The organism is Plantactinospora sp. B5E13 (assembly GCF_039871775.1).
GTDB lineage: Bacteria > Actinomycetota > Actinomycetes > Mycobacteriales > Micromonosporaceae > Plantactinospora.
Map to the genome: position 1 here is coordinate 21,880 of NZ_JBDPLT010000036.1, position 20,381 is coordinate 42,260.

Below are 20,381 nucleotides of genomic sequence, written 5' to 3' on the forward strand. Positions count from 1 at the left end.
ATCGCTCGCTGACGCTCGCTCATCGGCTCCCCCGGCCGCGCTGACTAGTCATAGATCGCCTCCACCCACCAGCGGCCACCGGCGAGGGCGAGCAGCAGCGCCGTACCGTCGGCGAGGCTGACCTGGAACCGGGCCCGCCGGCTGGCCTCGGCCGGGGCCCACCAGCGTTCGTCGACCGGCCACGGGCCGGCCCAGCCGACGATCTCGCCGGCCCGGCCGGCGGTGGCCGCACCGCCGGTCCGCGGACCGGCGGCCGGGATACCGATCTCCAGCTGGGCCGGCGGGGCGCTGACCTCGAGCCGGGCGGTCACCCGGACCGGTTCGCCGGTGGCGTCGAGCACGGTCGCCGGCATCGGCTCGGGCAGGACGACGGCGGGCGCCGGCGCCGGCAGCCGCCCCGGCCAGGGCGGGGCCGCCGGCCGGGCGGGGACCCGTTCGTCGCCCCACGGCACGAACCGGGTCTGTTCGGCCGGGGAGCGACCGCCGCCGAGCACCACGGTGCCCACCGCCTCGGGGCCGAGCAGACCCTGCACCCGGTTCAGTGCCCGGTGTGCCCGCTCGCGTTCCTCCCCGGTCTCGCCCCAGAGGCCCGGTTGCAGGCCGAGGTGGGCAAGCACCCCGTCGGGGACCAGCCGCAGCCGGATGATGCCGGCGGTCGGCCGGGCCGGGCCGGGGCGGGCGGCGCCGGGACGCCGGCTGGTCCCGGAGAGCCAGCCGTCGAGCTGCCAGCGGACCCGGTCGGCGATCGCCGACGCGGTCAGCAGCCCGTCGTGCCGCCAGACCCGGTGCAGTTCCTGGCCGTGTGCGGTGACCGCCTCGATGCCGAGCCGGGTGCAGGCCAGGCCGTGTCCGGCGAGTCTGTCGTGCAGCCGCTCGGCGAGGGCCCGGGCGGCGAACGCGGCGGCGTCGACCCGGTCGAGCGGGTCGTCGTCGTACGTCTCGGTCACCGCCAGGTCGGGTGGCGGGCGCCGAACCGCGAGCGCCCGGTGGTCCCGGCCGCCGGCCAGCCGGTGGGCCAGCGCCCCGTCGAAGCCGAACCGGGCCAGTACGTCCCCGGCCGGCAACGCCGCGAAGTCACCGAGGGTACGCAGTCCGAGTCGGCGCAGCAGGTCGACCAGGGTCGGCCGGCCCAGCGCCTCGACCGGCTGCCCGGCGAGGAATCCGGGGGTGTCGCCGGGTGGGACGATCCGGCCGGAGCGGGCCGCCAGCCCGGCGGCGAAGACCCCGTCGGCGATGCCGAGCTGGCTCTCCACCGCACAGCTCTGGGCGACGTGTTCGACGATCCGTTCGGCGGCCTGCTCCTCGCCACCGAAGTAGCGGGTCGGACCGCGGGCGGCGACCGCGCAGACGCCGGGCCGGATCAGCTCGACCCCGGCGACGACCTCCTCGACGGCGGCGACCACCGGCTCGAAGGCGCGCGCGTCCCGTCCGGGGTCGTGGTCCAGCACGGTCAGCCGGGGGCAGCGGCTCTGTGCCTCGCGTTTGCGCAGCCCCCGGCGTACGCCGTCGGCCCGGGCCGCCTCGGAGCAGGCGACGACCCGGTTGGCGTGCAGCACCGCGACCGGGGTGGCAGCGGAGATCCCGTCGACGATGTCGGCCGCGACCACCGGCCAGTCCGGGCACCAGAGCAGCATGGTGCGCACCGGTGCCTGACTCACCCACACCTCCCTGACCAGCAGCTATACCGCCGATCCTAGAACACGTGTTCGACTCACGTCGTCTCGGGTTCCGGACCCGTCGATTCCCGTGGTGACCAGATACCTTGTCGCGCAAGGTATCTGGTCGTACGATGCTAGGGTGGCGAGACGAGCGGGGATTTCCGCCGACCAACCGGACGACACCGGGGACACCACCGGGCCGACCGCCCTCGCCCGGCTGCGTCGCGAACTGGCCCGCGGCACCGCCGAACTCGCCGTCCTCTCCGTGCTGACCTCCAGCCGCCGGTACGGCTACGAGCTGCTCAAGCTGCTCGAGCAGACCGGCACCGGGGTGCTGGAGGTCAAGGAGGGCACGCTCTACCCGCTGCTGCACCGGCTCGAGGACGCCGGTCAGATCACGGCCACGTGGGAGGTCGAGGGTCGGACCCGACCCCGGAAGTACTACGACATCACGCCGGCCGGCCAGGCCCACCTCGCCATGCTGCGCGCCGAGTGGACCGGGCTGGTCGACGGCATGCGCAGCCTGTTGGACGCGCTGGACAGGGTGTGAAGCAATGACCGAACAACAACGGATCGACGAGTTCGCCGACGAGTTCGCCCGACACCTGGTCGCACCGCCCGACGAACGCCGGCAACGCCGGGCCGAACTCGTCGGGCACCTGACCGACGCCGCCGAGGCCGACGAACTGGCGGCGGCGTTGGACCGGCTGGGCAGTCCAGAGTCCGCGGCGAAGTCGTTCGCCGGGGAACGGACCCGGCCCCTCGCCCTTCCGGGGCGGCGGTTCGCGGCCGCGGCCGTCGACAATCTGCCGCTCATCGGGGTGACGATCGCACTGTTCGTTCTCGACGTCGTTCGCGCGTCGACCGCGGGCGGTGGGTTCGCCGCGACCTTCCCACCCACGCCGTACCTCGAGATCGGCGGCTTCTGTGCGACGGTCACCCCGCTGGACTGCGGCGCCGAGGCGTACCCGGGCGCCGGGCTGTTCCGGGCGATCGGTGTACCGGCCGCACTGCTCTGGTCGATCCTCGGTCTGGGAATCCTCGAGAGCCGGGCCGGCACCACCCCGGGCAAGCGGATGCTGCGGCTGCGGGTCGTCACCGAGGACGGCCTGCGGATCTCCACCGGGACGGCGCTGCTACGCCGGCTCAGCTTCCTCCTCGGGCCACTCGCCTGGCTGGACTGGATTCCGCTGCTGTGGGGCGACCGGCGACGTCTGCTGGACCGGGTGACCGGCAGCAAGGTCGTCAGCGATGGGTGAGCCGAAGCGTCCCTCCCTGCCGCAGCGGGTGGTCGCCTGGTCCGGCGTCGTGGTCGCGGCCCTGGCTGGTGTGCCGGTTGCGATCGCCACGCTGCTCGCGGTCGCGGCGGTCACCGGCAGCCGGGGCGCGGCCGTGGTCGGGGCCGGGCTGGCCACACTCGTCTGCACCGGCGGGCTCGTCCGGCTCGCCGGCCGCTGGATCACCGCCCGGGGCCGTAGCCGTACCTGGCTGACCGGAGCGGTCACGACGGTCACCCTGGCCGGCGTGACGGTCCTGTTCGGCGCGTTCCTTTTCGCACCGGCACCGCCCAGCACCCCCGTCATCCAGACCGACGATGTCCGGTACTGGGAACTGTCCACCGGCTCGCGCATCGCCTACCTGCACTTCCCGGCCCGGGGTGAGATCCGCCCCACGCCGGTTGTCCTCGTACACGGTGGTCCGGGCGCCCCCGGCGGGCCTCAGGACGCGCTCGCGGCCGAGCTCACCGCCGCCGGTTTCCCCGTGTACGACTACCACCAGGTCGGCTCCGGCCTGTCCGGACGCCTGGCCGACGCCGGGGAGTACACGGTGGCCCGGCACGTCGCCGACCTGGAGGCGATCCGGCGGACGGTCGGGGCGGACCGGCTCGTCCTGGTCGGTGCCTCGTGGGGCGGTACGCTCATCGCCCACTACCTCGCCGCACATCCCGACCGGGTCGACCGTGCGGTCGTCTCCTCGCCCGGCGAACTGTGGGCACCGGCGGTCTCCGAGACCGAGCGGTTCACCGACGCCGGTCGCCACGACCAGCGGTCCGCGGTCTCCCGCCACCCGCAGCTTCTGCTCGCCCACGTGCTGATGTCGGTGGCCGGTCCGCGGGTCGCTCGTACCCTGCTTCCCGACGAACAGCTGGACGGCGTGTTCGAGTCGCTCGTCGGTGACCTCGACATGCGACCCGGATGCGCGGTCCGACCCGTGAGAGCTCCGGACGAGCCTCGCGGGTTCGGTTTCTGGGCCAACGCCGCGACCGCGTTCGACGCCGAACGGGCACCTGATCCGAGACCGACGCTTCGCCAGGCCACCGCGCCGGTACTGGTGCTGCGCGGCGAGTGCGACTACCTCGCCTGGCCGATCACCCGCGAGTACCGGAACGTGCTGCCGAACGCCACCCTGGTCGGTGTCGGGGATGCGGGACACACCATCCCCACCGACCGGCCCCGGTTGTACCACGCGCTCGTCCGCGCGTTCCTGCTCGACCAGCCGCTGCCCCAACCGGCCTACCTCGGTACGGATTCTCCCTGGTGAGAGTGCGGGTTCTCCCTGGTGGGACGGCGCGCGGCAAAGCGGGGACGGCGCACGTCCACACTGAACCTTTTTCAACCTCCCCTTGCGGTCCGTCGTGGCGCAGGTGGAAGTCGGGATGCATGCGCCGCGCGGTTCAGGTTGAAAAGGTTCACTGGCCCGGGGTGGCCGCCGTCCGGTCGTCCGGGCCGCCCCCGTCCCAGCTGGGGTCCACCGTCCCGGGTTGACCGGTTGGGATAGCGTGTCACCCGTCTATGGGGGGAGTTCCCCATCCATCTCTCGGGGGAAGGCTGTCACTTGTCACGTTGGAAGAGCGCCGCGGTCCTGTCGGTCTCCGCACTCACGGCACTCACGATGACCGCCTGCGGTTCGAACGCGGGTCCGTCGGACGGGTCGAAGCCGAGCGTGCTCGAGCAGCTCGCCAGCGACCTCAAGGGTTCGTTGCAGAAGATCGTCGACACCACCGACAAAGCCAATTCCGTGACCATGACCGTGGAGGGCACGGCCGCGGGCGAAAAGATCAACATGCGGGGGGTCCTGGACCTGCGTGACCCGGTCAAGGCCGAGATGACGATGGACGCGCCGGAGGGCGCGATGACCATGCGGATGATCGGCACCGTCATCTACGTCGAGGTGCCCGAGGCGGAGCGCTCGACCATGGGCGGGAAGCGCTGGTTCAAGATGGACCTGGGCGCCGCCGGAGCCCAGGCTGGCATGGACTTCGCCAAGCAGCTCGAGGACATCGACCCGACCAAGCAGGTCAAGACGCTGCTCGCGACCGAGGGGACCACCGTCGTCGGCGAGGAGACGCTGAACGGGGTACGCACGGTCCACTACACCGTGACCACCCCGGTGGCGACCTACCTGGGACAGATGGACGCGGACGCGCGCAAGACGGTCGAGCAGGAGCTGACCAAGAACGGCGTCAAGGAGGTCAAGATCGACCTCTGGGTCGACGAGCAGTACCTGCCGCGCCGGGCGCACATGGTGATGGGCACGATGAGCGACATGAAGATCGACTACACCGACTACGGCAAGCCGGTGAACATCGAGACCCCGGCCGAGTCGGAGACCGCCGACTTCGCCGACATGCTGAAGGGCCTGGAAGGCCTGCCGACCAGCTGAGTCATCATCCCTGCACGGCCACTCCGCCGTGTTCCGTCCGTCGGGATCCCGGCGGACGGAACACGGCGGTTTGTGTGGGGACCCGGCGGCACTCCGACCGGGGTGCCCGGAGTCACCGGGTCCGGACGACGGCAAGCGGGGTCTGACGTCCGGTGGGCGGGGTCTGACGTCCGGTGGGCGCCACCGTGGTCGAGGCCGCGACCGGGGGCGACGCCGCCGTCCGGGTCTTCCGGTCGCCGGGCATCCAGACCCGGATCTCCTTCGGCCGGGCTGCCGTCCCCCGACCCCGGGCGGAGATGGTCACCTCCCGCCGTCGCAGCCGTCCGTGCCCCTGCCCCAGGCCCTCCCACCGGCCGCGCAGCACCTGGAGGGTGAGGTCGGCCCCGGTCCAGCGGCCGTACGGTACGAACACACTGCCCCGCTGGCGGGCCCGAGCGGCCAGCCGGTCGGCGACCGAGGCGGAGACGGTGCCGGGAACCGCGGCGACCACCACGTCGACCCCGTCGATCAGGGCGGCGACCACGGTCGCCCACTCCGGGCCGGGATGGGGTACGAGAGCGAGCCGGTCCAGTGCGATGCCGAGTTCGGCGGCGGCGGCCGCGCCGAGCGTGGGCACCCCCACCACGGCACACCACGATCCGGCCCGGGATGCCTCGACGAGTAGCGCCAACATCAGCGAGGTGCTGCCGCTGGGCCCGGACTGAGTGGCCCCGACCACGACGGTGCTACCGCGTCGCAGCCCGCGCTGCGGCAGCAGCCCGGCCAGTTCCGGCAGCACCGGTAGCGTCCGGTGCGGGTCGGTCGACGCCGTACCGGACGCCGGTCGGACCAGCCCGGCCAGGGCAGTGGACCCGAGCACCATCCGCCCCGCCATAGTGCCCCGCCCCCCGTGTCGCCTGTCCCCGGTGCCGCCCTGTCCCCGGCATTCCCCTGCTCCCGGTAGGTGCTGGCCGCCTCCGGAGCTGCCCTGTACCAGGTGCTGCCTGTCTCCGGTCGACGGCATCGCCGCCGGTCCGTCTCTGGTCCGCCCCGACCACACCCGGACGCGCCTGGGCGCCCGGACCCGACTCAGGCGGCGATGCCGTCGAGCACGGGCTGATTGGCCAGGCCGAGCGCCACCTCGACCACCGCGACGAACTGCTCGGCGGCGCGGAGCAGGTCGTCGGCCTCCCGGGCGCTCACCACCCGCGGGATGCCGGCCTCGGCGGCGGCCCGCTTGGTCGCGCCGGTGGCGAAGTAGTTGGCCCACTCCCCCAGCTCGGGGGCGACCACCACCAACAGGGCCCAGACACTGGTGACCCGGTTACGGCGGGTCGGCGCGGGCCGGGCCCGGGCGGCGAGCAGCGCCGCGGCGGCACGCAGGGCGGCCAGGTGCGCCGCCGCGTACCGCAGGCCGTCGGGTCTGGTCTCGGCGGCTTCCGCCAGCCCCATTCGGGCGATCTTCAGTAGTTGGGCCGGGGTGCGGTGCGGCAGCACGTGCGACGGCACCGTCGGCGCCTGAGCCTGGCTGGTCGGCATGGGACTGTCTCCTCCGCGTCACCCATTCACCACGCCACCACCGGAGATCGGCGGTGACGCTCTCGAGCCGGACGACCCGCCGCGTGGGGGAAGGCGCGACGAGTGTCGCCGGCCGGATGTGGACGCTTCCCCACACCACACCCGGCCGGCCGACCCGGCGGTTCGACCGCACGCCGCCCGGGGGTCGTGGGCGGCGGACGGTGATCCGCCTGAGGGCTCCGGAATCGCGGCTCCGAAGCCCGTGCGGTCCGCGAAAACCGCACTCCGGGGGTCACGCCGCGAACGCCGCCCCCGGCGTCTGCCCGAGCGTCCGGTCCGGGGAGAGTGACCCGCGTCGAGGCGTTTGCCATCGAGGTGAGTGGCATCGACTCTCACCCAATCGAACACTCGTTCTAACTACTGGAGAGAGTACACCCCGACACCGACAAGAACGCAAGTAACCGGGGCGGTCGGACCGCACCAGGCCAAGGTCAGCACCAGTTCAGCGTGGAGTTGTTCCGGGTGACGTTGCGGATCACGTTGTTGGCACCGCCGCAGGGGTTCTGGGTGATGTTGGTGTTGCTCACCGTCAGGTTCTGCAGGGTGATGCCGGAGGAGATCGGGAACTCCGACCGGGCCGCGATCCGGACCTCACCGCCGCCGGTCACCGTCCCCGACTGCCCGGCAACGGTGACGTTGTAGCAGTTCTCGATCAGGATCGAGTTGTTTCCGGTGTTCGAGATGGTCACCCGGTCGATCACCGCGCCGCCGCTCTCCGACACACAGAAGATCCCGCGCCCACCACCCCGGGCGATCACCGTGCCGACCCGGATGTTCGTCGGGTAGCCACTGCCCACCCGACCGTTGCGGTTGGCCATCCGGAACGCCGCGTACCCGGTGCCGGCGCCGGCGTTGTCGGCGTCGACCGTACCGATGGTGGCGTTGATGGTGTCGTTGAGCAGCAGTCCGGACTCGCCGACATTGCGGGCCGTCACGGTGCCGACGGTCAACCCGTCCACCCCGTACGTCTCCACGCCCTGGCTGCGGGTGCCCTGGACGTACACGTTGTCGATCCGGATGTTGCGGACCTTCACCGCCCGGTCCCCGCCGTGGTTGTCGATCCGGACGCCGAGCCCGGCGGAGAGCCGCATGTCGATCTGGCCGAGCGTCAGGTTGTTCACGTTGCGCATGAAGATGCCGTACAGCGGCGACCCGGTCAGGGTGAGGTGCTGCACCTCGATGTCGGTGGCGCCACGGGCGTACACCGGGGCCTGGTCCCCGGATCCGGAACCGGTCACGTTGATCGTGCCGCAGACGTCCAGGATCGTGTAGCTGGGCAGCGACAGCCGGGAGTTCGCGCTCACCGAACCCGAACCCCGGACCACCACCCGCTGCTTCGAGGTACGCCCCGACGACAGGCTGTTCACCGCGGCCTGCATGGCGGAACGCATGTCACTGCCGGTGTAGACCGTGCTGCCACCGTTGCGGGCGGTCCAGGTGCCGCCGTTCAGTACCGCCTCGGCGTGGAACGAGCCACTGCCGCAGTCGGCACTGCCGCCACCACCGCCGGCGCCCGAGCCGACCCGGACCAGCTGCCACTGCTGGTTGTAGCCGCCCAGGTCCTGGTACTGGGCGACGATGCCGCCGTCGGCGGTGGACCACTCCCAGACGTCCAGCGCCTTGCCGCTGTGCCGGTTGACGAAGCGCACGTACCCGCCTTCGGAGTCGGCGACCCCGAAGTGCTGGCGGTTCGAGCCGTTGTCGGCGTTCTGCACCAGTTGGGTGCCGTCGGAGGCGTTCGGCAGCTCCAGGACCTTGCCGCTGTGCCGGGATCTGATCTTGTAGTAGCCGTTGCCCGCGTTGACGAACTGCCACTGCTGCTGGTTACCGTCGTTGCGGGCCCACTGCACGATCGGTGCCCCGTCGTTGGTGGCGAAGTTGTAGACGTCGAGCGCCTTGCCGCTGTGTCGCGAGACGAACACGTACCAGGCGCCGGTGTCGATGGTGGCCGCGGCGGCAGGCGCCACGCCGACCGCCGTACCGGCCAGCAGCGCCGCGACGACCACGACGAGGGCGCCACGCCAGCCCCGGCGTCGGGTTCCGGCGTCGGGCGGGATCCTGCTGGTGATGGGTGTCATCGGTCCTCCTGAGGCTGAGGCTGAGGCTGGGAACGGTGGCCGGGAAAACCGCCCGACGAGTTGACCGAGCACGGGGGAAAAGGCTTTCCCAGCATCCAGGCAACGTATCGAATCGTTTCAATACAGTCAATGCCGTCGATGGGTCCGGGGCCGCGCCGCCCGCTCGGCGTAATGGCCGATACTCACTTAGCTCCTGACATCTCACCGGGTAGCCTCATCCGGTGGCGACAACACGGAAGCCGGCGCTCGGCGTACTGATGGTGCTCTCGTCAGGTGTCCTCTTCGCGGTCAACGGCACCGTCTCGAAACTGGTACTGCAGGCCGGCGTCGAGGCACCACAGCTCACCCTGCTCCGCGCCGCGGGCGCGTTCGTCGGCCTGCTCGCGCTGAGCCTGCTCCTGCGGCCCGGCATCCGCCGGCTCCGGGTCACCGCCGGACAGCTCCCCCTGCTGATCGGGTACGGCCTGGCCGGGTTCTTCCTCGTCCCGATGCTCTACTTCGTCGCGATCTCCCGGATGCCGGTCGGGATCGCGCTGCTGTTCGAGTACACCGCCCCACTGCTCGTCGCCCTCTGGGCCCGGTTCGGCCAGCGCCAGCAGGTCCGGTCCCGGCTCTGGGCCGGGCTGGCGCTGAGCCTCGTCGGACTGGCCTGCGTGGCCGAGGTCTGGGGGGAACTCAAACTGGACACGCTCGGGGTACTCGCCGGGCTTGGCGCCGCCGTCCTGCTGGCCGGCTACTACGTGCTCGGCGCCCGCGGCGTCCAGGAACGGGACACCCTGTCGCTGACCACCTGGGCGTTCGGCACCTCCGCCGTGGCCGGGCTGCTGGTCCGGGTGGTCACCGACGGGACCGGCGGCTGGGAGCCGCTGGGCGCGACGACCGACGCCGGCGTACCGGTCGCGCTGCTCTGCGGGTACGTCGTCCTGCTCGGCTCGATCGTGCCGTACCTGCTGGTCGCCGGCGCGCTACGGCACCTCCCCGCGACCAGTGTCGGGATCCTCGGCATGGTCGAACCGGTGATCGCCGCCGCGGTCGCCTGGACCGTGCTCGGGGTCGGCGAGGCGCTCAACGCCGCCCAGCTCGCCGGCGGCCTGCTGGTGCTGGCCGGCGTCGCGCTCGCCGAGACCGCCCGGACCAGCGCGCCACCGGCCGCGCCCGGCACCCCCGCACCGGCCCCCGACGTGGTCGCCGCCCCCCGCTGACCGACCCACGGCTCCCGCCGACCGCCGGGGCGGCCGACCCGTCCGTCCGGTCACCCTCCGGGCGCGGTCCCGACCGGCGGTCCGGTCACCGCCGCGGTCGGGCCGGTCGCAACCGACCCGCGTACCACCGTGCCGTCAGCCGTTCGGCGACCGGGGTCAACGTCACCAGCAGCGCGATGGTGGTGGTCGCGCCGAGCAGGAGCCCGGCCAGTACGTCGTGCGGATAGTGCACCCCGGCCACCACCCGCATCGCCGCCACCACGCCGGCCACCGGTACGGCGACGAAGCCGAGTCGCGGGGCCAGGACGACCAGTCCGGCGGCCAGTGCCCCGACCACCGTCGAGTGGTTGCTCGGGAAGGACCAGTCACCGGGCGGCGGGCACGGCACCCAGGTGACCACGTCCCCGAACGCCCGACAGGGCCGTTCCTGGTCGACCACCAACTTCACCGCCTCGCTGGTCAGGTACGCCGACACCGCGCCCAGCACGACCAGGACGGCACCGGCCGCCGCCGGGCTGCGACGTCGCCACCCGGTCCACCCCGTCCAGGCCAGCAGACCGGCGATGGTCAACACCCCGGCGAGGGCGACGTGCTCGCCGGGGGCGTGCAGCCAGTCCGGCAGGCGTCCGGCCCCACCGACCACCGCCCGGTACGCCTCGGCGGACGGCCCGTCGGTCACCACCCGCAACCGTGGGTCACCGAGGCCCCCCGGGGCGAGCAGGGCCACCACGACTCCCCCCGCCACCAGCGCCAGTACCGCCACCAGGATCCGTCGCATGATCGTCATGGCGCCCCAAGGTAGCCACGACGAGGTTCCCTGACTCCGCCCGAAGGTCATCTCTGCCGTACGACCTTCGTCAGCGGCGCCGACGTCGACAGCCGCGCCGGCGTCGCCACCCCGTGGGCCGAACCGCAATCGATCATCTCCTCACAGTGGACCAGCTGCGGCATTTGTCGCATGCGCCACGCCGTGGCGTACCGCGACCGGGGACGGCCCGCAGGCACCAGGGGCCGGCGGGGCAAAACTCTATACGCTGTACGGTGTACAATGAACGGAGTTTCGTCCCGCCCCGAGGAACATCGAGGAGCACGTGTGAAGATCACCTCATCCGCCGTCTCGCTGAACGTCGACGACGTCGCCGCCTCCAGCGACTTCCTCACCACCCACTTCGGCTTCCGCCAGGAGATGGCCGCCGACGGCTTCGCCTCGCTGACCCGCGACGACGCCGGCATGAACGTCGTCTTCCTGCGTCGGGGCCTGGCGACGTTGCCGGCGGACCAGCGCGACGACCACGCCCGGGGGCTGATCCTCGCCTTCGTCGTCGACGACCTGGAGGGGGAACTGGCCCGGCTGCAGGCCGAAGGGGTGACCATCACCATGCCGCTGACCACCGAGGAGTGGGGCGAACGCGCCTTCCAGGTCCGCGACCCCAACGGCGTCATCGTCCAACTCGTCGACTGGAACGGGCCCCGCTGAACTGTCTCCCGCCGGCAGGCCGTACCCCGGCCGCCGGCGGGCGGCACCGTCATCCGCCCCGGGCCGGATGACGGCAATTCGACTGGGGACACCCGCCGGGTTCCGGGCAAGATGATGCCCATGCAGTCACATCCCAACGTGCAGACGGTGCAGGACGCGCTCGACAACGCGGGCGCCCGGGACGGCTCCGGCGCGGAGAGCCGGATCCGCGTCCTGTCCGAGGCGGTACACACCGCGGCCGCGGCGGCCGCCGCGCTCGGGATCGAGGTGGGCCAGATCGCCAACTCGCTGATCTTCGACGCGGACGGCGAACCGCTGCTGGTCCTCACCTCTGGAGCGCACCGGGTGGACACCACCCGGGTCGCCGCGATGCTCGGGGTGGGGAAGCTCAAGCGGGCCACCCCGGAGTTCGTCCGGGAGCACACCGGCCAGCCGATCGGCGGCGTCGCACCGCTCGGGCACCCGAAACCGGTCCGGACCCTGGTCGACACGGCACTCGCCGACCACCCCGAGGTCTGGGCCGCCGGCGGGGTCCCCCAGGCCGTCTTCCCCACCACCTACGCCGAACTGCTCCGGATCACCGCTGGCAGCGCCGCCGAGGTGGCATGACCCGGCCCGGCCCAGGAGCCGGTCCGGCGTACCCCGGGACCGGGCCCGCCCGGCTGGTCACCCTGCACGTCTGGCGCGTACCCCGGCGATCGCTGCCCCGGGCCCTGGCCCGGATGGCGGTCGACCGGCACCGACTGCGGGCCACCCCCGGCGTACGGTTCGGCAAGCTGCTCGGCACCGGCGACGGTGACGGCTTCGGGCCGACCGACGCCGACCCGACCCGGTGGGCCGCCCTGGTCGTCTGGGCCGACCCGGCCCGGGCCGCCGGATTCGACACCACACCGGTGGGCCGGGCCTGGGGCCGGCTCGCCCACGCCGGCGCCCGGCTCGACCTGCGCCCACTCGCCAGTCGGGGACGCTGGGCCGGTACCGAACCGTTCGGCACCCTTCCCCCGCCCGCCGCGCCCACCGGGTCCGACCGGCCGCTGCTCGCCCTCACCCGGGCCCGGTTACGCCCCCACCGGGCCGTCGCCTTCTGGCGGGCCGTACCCCCGGTCGCCGCCGCGCTGCGGGAGACACCCGGCCTGCTGGCCCGGTTCGGCATCGGCGAGGCACCGCTCGGCTGGCAGGGCACGGTCAGCATCTGGCGTGACGCCGCGCACCTGACCGACTTCGCGTACCGTCACCCCGAGCACCGGGCGGCGATCATGCGTACCCCGATCCAACGGTGGTACGCCGAGGAACTGTTCGCCCGGTTCGAGGTGTGTGATCTCGCTGGTGACCCGGCGGTGCTCGACCGGGTCACGACCGACGACGACCAGGAGCCCCGACCCTGGCCGGGAGTGAGGAGCGGACGAGCATGAGGTTGGTGCCGTGGCAGCCGGACGATCTCGCCCGACGGCTCGACGACGTGGTGGCGGTCTACGGCGAGGCGATGGGTTACCGGCCGGAGCTCCTGGAGTCGCGGCGTGGCTACATCGCGACCCACGTACGTCGCCCCGGCTTCCGGGCGGTCGCCACCGTCAGTACCGACGGGCACCTGGTCGGCTTCGGCTACGGATACCTCTCCGCCCCCGGGCAGTGGTGGCACGACCAGGTGCACCGTGCGCTGACCGACGACGCCCGGAAGACCTGGTTCGCCGACTGCTTCGAGGTCGTCGAACTGCACGTCCGCCCGGTCGCCCAGGGGCACGGGCTCGGCGCCCGGCAGCTGCGTGCCCTGCTCGGCATGGCGCCCGGCGGCACCACCCTGCTCTCCACCCCGGAGGCCGACGAGCGGACCTCCCGGGCCTGGCGGCTGTACCGACGGTTCGGCTTCGTGGACGTACTGCGGGACTTCCACTTCCCCGGTGACGAGCGGGCCTTCGCCGTACTCGGCCGGACCCTGCCGCTGGCGCCGTCTCCACAACCATGAGGCGTGGGCCGGGATCGGTGGTCCCGCCGGACGGTCACCCGGCCGGGTCGCTGGCCCGCCGACTGCCCTGGTTCCTCCTCGGCGTACTGGTGCTGGCCCAGATCTGCTACCCGTTGACCGGGGGCACCGCCCGGGCCCGGCTGACCGTGGCCACGGTTGTCCTCGGCTACCTGCTGTCGGTGAGCCACGCCCTGCTCAGCCGCGGTCCGCGTACGGCGGCGGCGCTGGTGCTCGTCACCACCGGCGGGGGCCTGGGGGTCGAACTGCTCGGCGTGACCACCGGGGTGCCGTTCGGCGGTTACCACTACTCCGGCGAACTGGGCCCGAAACTGGCCGGGGTGCCCCTGGTCATCCCGCTCGCCTGGACCTGGATGGCCTGGCCCGCCTGGCTCGCCGCGGTCCGGTTGAGCCGCCCGGGACCGGGCCGGGTCGGGCTGGCCGCCGTCGGACTCGCCGGCTGGGACGTCTTCCTCGACCCGCAGATGGTCGCCGAGGGCTACTGGAGCTGGCGGGACCCGGACCCGTCGCTACCGGGGATACCGACGGTGCCGGTCAGCAACTACCTGGGCTGGCTGCTCTTCGCCACCCTGCTGATGGCACTGCTGGGCCCGGTCGCCGGCCGGGCCGCCCGGGTGGCGGACGACACGGACCCACCGATGTACGCCCTCTACCTCTGGACGTACCTCGCCAGCCTCCTCGCCCACGCGGTCTTCCTCGGCCTGCCCGCCTCGGCCGGCTGGGGTGCCCTGGCCATGGCGGTCGTCGCCGGCCCGCTCGCGGTGACCCTGGCCCGTCGCCACCGCCGCGTCCTGCCCGGCCCCGGCGGCGCCCCGACCACCGCCGGCAGCGGCACCCCGACCGGATGAACCGGATGGACACCCTGCTCACCGTGCTCGCCTGGACCGTCGCCGGTCTCGTCGGCGGGCTCACCGCACACGCCGGTCACAACGCCGCCCGCCGACTCCGCCGGCCCCCCGACCGGGCGACGGTCCGGGAACCCGTCGCGGTACTGCTGCCGCTGCGTGACGAGGTGGACCGGGTCACCCCGTGCCTGCGTGCGCTCCTGGCCCAGCGGGGCGTACCCGAGCTGGAGATCGTCGTACTCGACGACGGGTCGACCGACGGCACCGCCGACGTGGTCCGGGCCGTGGCCGGCGACGACCCCCGGGTACGCCTGCTGACCGGCACACCGCCGCCACCGGGCTGGCTCGGCAAGCCGTACGCGTGTCAGCAGCTCGCCGACCGGGCCGGGCCGGCGGCGACGGTGCTGGTCTTCGTCGACGCCGACGTGGTGCTCGCCCCGCACGCGGTGGCGGCGGCGGTGGCGGCCCTGCGGACGGCCTCCGCGACGCTGCTGTCGCCGTACCCCCGGATCGTCACCGGGTCGGCGGCCGAGCGACTGGTCCAACCGCTGCTGCAGTGGCTCTGGCTGACCTTCCTGCCGCTGCGGGTGATGGAACGGTCGGCCCGGCCGAGCCTGGCGGCGGCCGGCGGCCAGTTCCTGGTGCTGGACCGGGCCGGCTACCGGCGGGCCGGCGGGCACACGGCGGTCCGGGACCGGATCCTGGAGGACATCGAACTGGCCCGGGCGGTCAAACGCTCCGGCGGCCGGATCGCCCTCGCCGACGGGTCGACGCTGGCCGACTGCCGGATGTACCGGTCCTGGTCCGAGCTGCGGGACGGCTACGGCAAGTCGCTGTGGGCCGCATTCGGCCCGCCCGTCGGCGCCGCCGCCGTCCTCCTGCTGCTCCTGCTGCTGTACGCGGTACCGCCGCTGCTGGCGATCGGGGCGGCGCTGGCCGGGTCGGCCACGGCGGCCCTGGGCGGACTGGCCGGCTACCTGTTCGGGGTCACCGGGCGGCTGCTCACCGCCCGGGCGACCGGCGGCCGGCAGTGGCCGGACGGGTTGGCACACCCACTGTCGGTCGTGCTCCTCTGCTGGCTGACCGTACGGTCGTACCATCTGCGGAGGCGGGGACGGCTGCGCTGGCGGGGACGCCCGGTGCGCTGAGCCGCCGCTCGGAGACAGCGGACACCAGCGGGGCGGGGAGGAGGCGGACGGTTCGTGGCGCGGGTGGTCGTGGTCGGCGCCGGAGTGGGTGGTCTGGCCGCCGCGGCCCGGCTGGCAGCCCTCGGACACGAGGTCACCGTCTACGAACGTGCCGAGGTGGTCGGCGGCAAACTCGGCCGGTACGAACGGGAGACCGAGGTCGGGACGTTCCGCTTCGACACCGGCCCGAGCCTGCTCACCCTGCCACGGGTCTTCGCCGACCTGTTCGAGGCGACCGGCGCGAAACTCGACGAGTACCTCGACCTGATCCCGCTCGATCCGATCGTCCGACACCACTTCCCGGCGGCGCACGGCGGTTCCGACGCGCCGGCGACCGTGCTCGACTCCTGCCCCGACCCGGCCGTCTTCGCAGCCCGGATCGGCGCCGCGTTCGGCGAACCGGCGGCCCGGGACTGGCAGCGCCTGTGGCGGCGGGCAGGACGGGTCTGGGACGCCTCCTGGCGGGACGTGCTGCGCACCGCCGTCGACTCGCCGCTGGCGCTGACCCGGCTGGCCTGGCGGCTGCCGGACCTGGCCGCGATCGCGCCCGGCCGGACCCTGCGCGGGCTGGGCCGACAGCACCTGCGGGATCCCCGGCTGCGGATGCTGCTGGACCGGTACGCCACGTACACCGGGGCCGACCCGCGCCGGGCACCGGCCGCCCTGGTCGCGATCCCCTACGCCGAGCTGCGTTTCGGCGCCTGGTATCCACGTGGCGGGCTCGGCACACTCGCCGACGCGCTGCTCTCCCGCTGCCTCGACCTCGGGGTCGTGGTGGCGACCGGCACCACGGTCACCGGGATCGACGCGGCCGGCGGGCGGGTGCACGCGGTACGGCTCGGCCGTACCCGGGTACCGGCCGACGTGGTGGTGGCCAACGTGGACGCGCTGACCCTCTACCGGGACCTGCTGCCGACCCCCGACCGGCTGACCCGGCTCGCCGACCGGAGCCTGGGGGGTTTTGTCCTGCTGCTCGGGGTACGCGGCGAGTCCGGACTCGCCCACCACAACGTCTTCTTCCCCACCGACTACGACGCCGAGTTCGACGCGGTCTTCGGCGATCCGGGCCGGGGTGTACCGGCCCGGCCGGTGCCCGACCCGACCGTCTTCGTCAGCGCCCCCGCCGACCCGACCGGCCGGCCGGCCGGGCACGAGGCGTGGTTCGTGCTGGTCAACGCGGCCCGGCAGAGCCGCACGCTGGGCGGGATCGACTGGCGGCGCCCGGGACTGGCGGACGCCTACGCCGACCACGTCCTGGACGTGCTGGCCGCGCGCGGGGTCGACGTACGGGACCGGCTGGTCTTCCGGGAGGTGCGTACCCCGGCCGACCTGGCGGGCACGGCCGGTGCACCGGGTGGGGCGATCCACGGCAGCACCGGCGGCCTGCTCCGGCCGTCGAACCGGGGACCGGTGCACGGGCTGTTCCTGGTCGGCGGCTCCACCCACCCCGGCGGCGGCCTGCCGATGGTGACCCTCTCCGCCCAGATCGTCGCCGACCGGATCGGCCCCGGCTGAGCGGCTGTCCACCAGTCGCGAGGGGTCAGCGGAGGGTGCCGGGCGGTTCGGGCCCGCCCGGTTCCCGCGGGGTCACCTCCACCTCGGTCGGCTCCCGGCGGACCAGTTCCCGGCCGGCCGGAGCCGCCCGACCGATCGACTCGCGGCGGGCCGCCTCCGCGGCCGTCGTCGGACCGCCCGGCCCCGGGCGGGCCGTCGCCGGGTCCGCTCCCGGGCCGACCGACCCCGGTCGGGTCGGCTCCGGGCCGGTCGCTCCGGGCTGCCTGGTCGCCGTCTGGTTACCGGTCGGCTCGGTGCGGTCCAGGGAACGACGGACCACCGAGAGCAGTTGGACCATTCCGAAGATGCCGAGCAGCACCCAGATCGCGGTGGCCAGCGTGATCGTGCCGGCCGCCAGCTCCGGCATGACCAGCCGGGCCAGTCCGGCCACCAGCAGGCCGACCACGGCGATGCTGACCCGGCTCGGCCGCTCTCCCACGGTGACCGTGCCGATCTCCTTCATCCCCGCCGAGACGGACCGGGCCCGGGTGTACTCGTGCAGCCAGGACAGCGCCCCGGCGGTCACCACCAGCCCGCCCGGGGCTCCCAGCAGCCAGAATGCGACCAGCCAGGCGACCTCACCGACCCGGTCGGCCAGCGAGTCGTAGACGTAGCCGAGGCGGGTCGTCCGGCCGGTGACCACCGCGACCGCCCCGTCGATGCTGTCCGCGACCGACGCGAGCAGCACCAGGACGGCGGCGAGCACCGGGCCGAACGCGCCGGTGGGAGTCCGGGCGATGGTCACCGGGACACCGACACAGAGCAGGACGCCGACCACCGTCACCGCGGTCGGCGACACCCGCAGCTGGGCCAGGACACAACCCAGCACGTACGACATCCGCAGCCAGCGCCGTACCGAGGTGGTCGCCATCCGGGGGTCGAAGCCGCCGTGCAGCCGTGCCCACTTGACGGCGTACTCGTCCCAGGTCAACCGGTTGCCCACCTCTGGCTCAACCGTCGGACGGCACCCGGGGTCGCGCCCGGGGCGCGGTCGCCGATCTCACGCCCGGACTCCGACCTGGAGGTTCTGCCAGACCTCCCGCGTCGCCGTGGACCGGTTGAGGGTGATGAAGTGGATACCCGGCACGCCCTCGTCGAGCAGTCGCCGACACATCTCGCTGGCCTGCTGGATGCCGAGCCGGTAGACCGCCTCCGGATCGTCGGCGATCCGTTCGAACTGGGCGGCGAGCGCGGACGGGAACGGCGCCCCGGAAAGCTGCGCGGAGCGTTCGATGGTGCCGATCTGGGTCACCGGCATCACCCCGGGCAGGATCGGCGTGTCGCAGCCGGCGGCCGCGACCCGGTCCCGCAGCCGGAGGTACTCGTCGGCGTCGAAGAACATCTGGGTGATCGCGAAGTCGGCACCGGCCCGACACTTGCGGACGAAGTACTCGGTGTCGGTGGTGATGTCCGGCGAGCGGGGATGCTTGTACGGGAAGGCGGCGACGCCGACACTGAAGTCGCCCGACTCGCGGACCAGCCGGACCAGGTCCTCGGCGTACCGCACGCCCTCGGGGTGCGCGATCCACTCCCCGGTGGGGTTGCCCGGCGGGTCCCCCCGCACCGCGAGGACGTTACGCACCCCGGCCCCGGCCAACCGTCCGATCACGTGCCGCAGTTCGGCGACGGAGTGGTTGACCGCGGTCAGGTGTGCCATCGGCAGCAGGGTCGTCTCGGTGGCGACCCGTTCCGTCACCGAGACGGTGGTGTCCCGGGTCGAACCACCGGCACCGTAGGTGATCGAGACGAACGACGGACGCAGCGACTCCAACTCACGGATCGCCTGCCACAGCAGCCGCTCGCCCTTCTCCGTCTTCGGCGGGAAGAACTCGAACGAGAAGGTGGGTCCGGAACCACGGACCAGGTCCCCGATCGACGGCTGCGAGTCGGGGAGTACGGAGGGGAGACCGAGCGCCACGAGGTGACTCTACCGGTTCGGAAGGTCCCTCCCGCCCTTTCCCGCACCGTACGGGCCCGGTGTCCGTTTCCGCCGGACACCCGGCCGCCGGTCAGCAGCGGGCCCCCGACCCCGACGGAACCGCGGAGGCCTGCCGCGACAGGCCCGATCCGGCGATCCACTAGCGTCAGGGCGTGACCGAACCCGACCCCATCCCACCGGTGGACCGCGCTGACCTCCGCCGGCGGGTCGACGCCGCCCTGGCCAGCTTCCTCGCCACCCAGCGTGCCTGGATGGCCGACGTCGACGACGGACTCGCCCCGGTCGCCGACGCGCTGGAGGCGTTTGTGCTCGGCGGGGGCAAGCGGCTCCGGCCGGCGTTCGGCTACTGGGGCTACCGGGCCGCCGGCGGCCCCGACTCCGACAACATCGTCAGCGGGTTGGCCGCGCTGGAGTTCGTACAGGCGAGCGCGTTGATCCACGACGACCTGATGGACCGCTCCGACACCCGGCGCGGTGAGCCGTCCATCCACCGCCGGTTCGCCGCCCGGCACCGGGCGGCGGGCTGGGCCGGCGACCCGGCCGGCTTCGGTGACGCCAGCGCCATCCTCCTCGGCGACCTCTGCCTGGTCTGGTCCGACGAACTGCTGCACGGCAGCGGCCTCGACCCGGTGGTGGTCAGCCGGGCCCGGCCGGTCTTCGACGAGATGCGCACCGAGGTGACCATCGGGCAGTACCTGGACGTACTCGCCCAGGCCAGCCGGGACACCTCGGTCGAGCGGGCCAGCAAGGTCGCCCGGTACAAGTCCGCGAAGTACACCGTCGAGCGTCCGCTGCTGCTCGGCGCCGCGCTGGCCGACGCGCCCGCCGCCGTCCGGGACGCCTACTCCGGGTACGGGCTGCCGCTCGGCGAGGCGTTCCAGCTCCGGGACGACGTACTCGGGGTGTTCGGCGACCCCGGGCAGACCGGCAAGCCGGCCGGCGACGACCTTCGGGAGGGCAAGCGCACCTATCTGATCGCCGCCGCCTTCGAGGCCACCGACGCGACCGGGCGGGAACTGCTCGGCAGCCGGCTCGGCGACCCCGACCTCGATCCGTCCGGCGTCGACGCGCTCCGCGAGGTGATCACGGCCAGCGGCGCCCTGGACCGCACCGAGCGGCGCATCGCCGCGCTGACCGACACCGCACTCGCCGCCCTGCACGGCGTCGCACTCGAACCCGAGGCCCGCGAGGTCCTGGTCGACCTGGCCGTGGTCGCCACCCGCCGCAAGGACTGAGCTGT

General features: G+C 73.2%; 19 protein-coding genes and 1 pseudogene. 13 read left to right on the plus strand and 7 right to left on the minus strand.

Annotated features, from left to right (window positions below):
- Positions 1–44: 44 nt before the first annotated feature.
- Complete coding sequence (locus tag ABGB05_RS26270) at positions 45–1,634, minus strand: DNA polymerase Y family protein (RefSeq protein ID WP_347656465.1); 1,590 nt, start codon at positions 1,632–1,634, stop codon at positions 45–47.
- Between the two features lie 163 nt (positions 1,635–1,797).
- On the opposite strand from ABGB05_RS26270, the gene ABGB05_RS26275 reads away from it, so the two are divergent.
- From ABGB05_RS26275 to ABGB05_RS26290, 4 genes are all read left to right on the plus strand, one after another.
- Positions 1,798–2,208: a PadR family transcriptional regulator gene (locus ABGB05_RS26275; protein WP_347656375.1), complete on the plus strand. Its 411-nt coding sequence runs from the start codon at positions 1,798–1,800 to the stop codon at positions 2,206–2,208.
- A gap of 4 nt (positions 2,209–2,212) precedes the next feature.
- Entirely contained in the window at positions 2,213–2,917 is a 705-nt protein-coding gene (locus ABGB05_RS26280) for an RDD family protein (RefSeq protein WP_347656377.1), read from the plus strand.
- Positions 2,910–4,199: an alpha/beta fold hydrolase gene (locus tag ABGB05_RS26285; RefSeq protein ID WP_347656379.1), complete on the plus strand. Its 1,290-nt coding sequence runs from the start codon at positions 2,910–2,912 to the stop codon at positions 4,197–4,199. Before ABGB05_RS26280 ends, ABGB05_RS26285 begins: the two co-directional genes overlap by 8 nt.
- A gap of 294 nt (positions 4,200–4,493) precedes the next feature.
- On the plus strand, positions 4,494–5,321 hold the full coding sequence (locus ABGB05_RS26290) for an LppX_LprAFG lipoprotein (RefSeq protein WP_347656381.1): 828 nt from the start codon (positions 4,494–4,496) through the stop codon (positions 5,319–5,321).
- 112 nt (positions 5,322–5,433) lie between these two features.
- Here the strand turns inward: ABGB05_RS26290 and ABGB05_RS26295 are convergent, their stop codons facing one another.
- From ABGB05_RS26295 to ABGB05_RS26305, 3 genes are all read right to left on the minus strand, one after another.
- Complete coding sequence (locus tag ABGB05_RS26295) at positions 5,434–6,195, minus strand: hypothetical protein (RefSeq protein ID WP_347656383.1); 762 nt, start codon at positions 6,193–6,195, stop codon at positions 5,434–5,436.
- 194 nt (positions 6,196–6,389) lie between these two features.
- The gene (locus tag ABGB05_RS26300) at positions 6,390–6,839 is read right to left on the minus strand and encodes an SAV_6107 family HEPN domain-containing protein (RefSeq protein WP_347656385.1); all 450 of its coding nucleotides are present in this window, start codon (positions 6,837–6,839) and stop codon (positions 6,390–6,392) included.
- Positions 6,840–7,309: 470 nt separating this feature from the next.
- Positions 7,310–8,956, minus strand: coding sequence for an RICIN domain-containing protein (locus tag ABGB05_RS26305; RefSeq protein WP_347656387.1), 1,647 nt, complete (start codon positions 8,954–8,956; stop codon positions 7,310–7,312).
- Positions 8,957–9,177: 221 nt separating this feature from the next.
- Between ABGB05_RS26305 and ABGB05_RS26310 the strand changes: the two genes are divergently transcribed.
- Entirely contained in the window at positions 9,178–10,158 is a 981-nt protein-coding gene (locus ABGB05_RS26310) for an EamA family transporter (protein ID WP_347656389.1), read from the plus strand.
- An 85-nt stretch (positions 10,159–10,243) separates the two neighbouring features.
- Here the strand turns inward: ABGB05_RS26310 and ABGB05_RS26315 are convergent, their stop codons facing one another.
- Positions 10,244–10,945 (minus strand): phosphatase PAP2 family protein, encoded by a 702-nt coding sequence (locus ABGB05_RS26315; protein ID WP_347656391.1) that lies wholly within the window; start codon positions 10,943–10,945, stop codon positions 10,244–10,246.
- A gap of 306 nt (positions 10,946–11,251) precedes the next feature.
- Between ABGB05_RS26315 and ABGB05_RS26320 the strand changes: the two genes are divergently transcribed.
- The 7 genes from ABGB05_RS26320 to crtI all read left to right on the plus strand — a co-directional run bounded on the left by ABGB05_RS26320 (position 11,252) and on the right by crtI (position 17,163).
- Positions 11,252–11,635: a VOC family protein gene (locus tag ABGB05_RS26320; protein WP_347656393.1), complete on the plus strand. Its 384-nt coding sequence runs from the start codon at positions 11,252–11,254 to the stop codon at positions 11,633–11,635.
- Between the two features lie 120 nt (positions 11,636–11,755).
- Positions 11,756–12,244 carry a YbaK/EbsC family protein gene (locus tag ABGB05_RS26325; RefSeq protein WP_347656395.1) on the plus strand — a complete coding sequence of 163 codons (489 nt, stop codon included), beginning with the start codon at positions 11,756–11,758 and terminating at the stop codon, positions 12,242–12,244.
- Positions 12,241–13,047: a monooxygenase gene (locus tag ABGB05_RS26330; RefSeq protein ID WP_347656397.1), complete on the plus strand. Its 807-nt coding sequence runs from the start codon at positions 12,241–12,243 to the stop codon at positions 13,045–13,047. The genes ABGB05_RS26325 and ABGB05_RS26330 overlap by 4 nt, the downstream gene beginning before the upstream one ends.
- Positions 13,044–13,598, plus strand: a complete 555-nt coding sequence (locus ABGB05_RS26335) for a GNAT family N-acetyltransferase (protein ID WP_347656399.1) — start codon at positions 13,044–13,046, stop codon at positions 13,596–13,598. The genes ABGB05_RS26330 and ABGB05_RS26335 overlap by 4 nt, the downstream gene beginning before the upstream one ends.
- On the plus strand, positions 13,595–14,464 hold the full coding sequence (locus ABGB05_RS26340; RefSeq protein ID WP_347656401.1) for a carotenoid biosynthesis protein: 870 nt from the start codon (positions 13,595–13,597) through the stop codon (positions 14,462–14,464). The genes ABGB05_RS26335 and ABGB05_RS26340 overlap by 4 nt, the downstream gene beginning before the upstream one ends.
- A gap of 5 nt (positions 14,465–14,469) precedes the next feature.
- A complete protein-coding gene (locus tag ABGB05_RS26345) occupies positions 14,470–15,609 on the plus strand; it encodes a glycosyltransferase family A protein (protein WP_347656467.1) in 1,140 nt (379 codons plus the stop codon).
- Between the two features lie 54 nt (positions 15,610–15,663).
- A complete protein-coding gene (crtI, locus tag ABGB05_RS26350; protein WP_347656403.1) occupies positions 15,664–17,163 on the plus strand; it encodes a phytoene desaturase family protein in 1,500 nt (499 codons plus the stop codon).
- A gap of 301 nt (positions 17,164–17,464) precedes the next feature.
- Here the strand turns inward: crtI and ABGB05_RS26355 are convergent.
- Positions 17,465–18,145 (minus strand): annotated as a pseudogene (locus ABGB05_RS26355) (CDP-alcohol phosphatidyltransferase family protein); the annotation flags it as partial.
- 57 nt (positions 18,146–18,202) lie between these two features.
- A complete protein-coding gene (gene metF / locus ABGB05_RS26360; RefSeq protein WP_347656405.1) occupies positions 18,203–19,120 on the minus strand; it encodes a methylenetetrahydrofolate reductase [NAD(P)H] in 918 nt (305 codons plus the stop codon).
- 173 nt (positions 19,121–19,293) lie between these two features.
- Between metF and ABGB05_RS26365 the strand changes: the two genes are divergently transcribed.
- Positions 19,294–20,376, plus strand: a complete 1,083-nt coding sequence (locus ABGB05_RS26365) for a polyprenyl synthetase family protein (protein WP_347656407.1) — start codon at positions 19,294–19,296, stop codon at positions 20,374–20,376.
- Positions 20,377–20,381: the final 5 nt, after the last annotated feature.

Coding starts and splice junctions, on each gene's coding strand:
- ABGB05_RS26270 (WP_347656465.1), bottom strand. CDS start 1,634: ATGCTGCTCTGGTGCCCGGACTGGCCGGTGGTCGCGGCCGACATCGTC.
- ABGB05_RS26280 (WP_347656377.1), top strand. CDS start 2,213: ATGACCGAACAACAACGGATCGACGAGTTCGCCGACGAGTTCGCCCGA.
- ABGB05_RS26285 (WP_347656379.1), top strand. CDS start 2,910: ATGGGTGAGCCGAAGCGTCCCTCCCTGCCGCAGCGGGTGGTCGCCTGG.
- ABGB05_RS26295 (WP_347656383.1), bottom strand. CDS start 6,195: ATGGCGGGGCGGATGGTGCTCGGGTCCACTGCCCTGGCCGGGCTGGTC.
- ABGB05_RS26300 (WP_347656385.1), bottom strand. CDS start 6,839: ATGCCGACCAGCCAGGCTCAGGCGCCGACGGTGCCGTCGCACGTGCTG.
- ABGB05_RS26305 (WP_347656387.1), bottom strand. CDS start 8,956: ATGACACCCATCACCAGCAGGATCCCGCCCGACGCCGGAACCCGACGC.
- ABGB05_RS26315 (WP_347656391.1), bottom strand. CDS start 10,945: ATGACGATCATGCGACGGATCCTGGTGGCGGTACTGGCGCTGGTGGCG.
- ABGB05_RS26325 (WP_347656395.1), top strand. CDS start 11,756: ATGCAGTCACATCCCAACGTGCAGACGGTGCAGGACGCGCTCGACAAC.
- ABGB05_RS26330 (WP_347656397.1), top strand. CDS start 12,241: ATGACCCGGCCCGGCCCAGGAGCCGGTCCGGCGTACCCCGGGACCGGG.
- ABGB05_RS26335 (WP_347656399.1), top strand. CDS start 13,044: ATGAGGTTGGTGCCGTGGCAGCCGGACGATCTCGCCCGACGGCTCGAC.
- ABGB05_RS26340 (WP_347656401.1), top strand. CDS start 13,595: ATGAGGCGTGGGCCGGGATCGGTGGTCCCGCCGGACGGTCACCCGGCC.
- ABGB05_RS26345 (WP_347656467.1), top strand. CDS start 14,470: ATGGACACCCTGCTCACCGTGCTCGCCTGGACCGTCGCCGGTCTCGTC.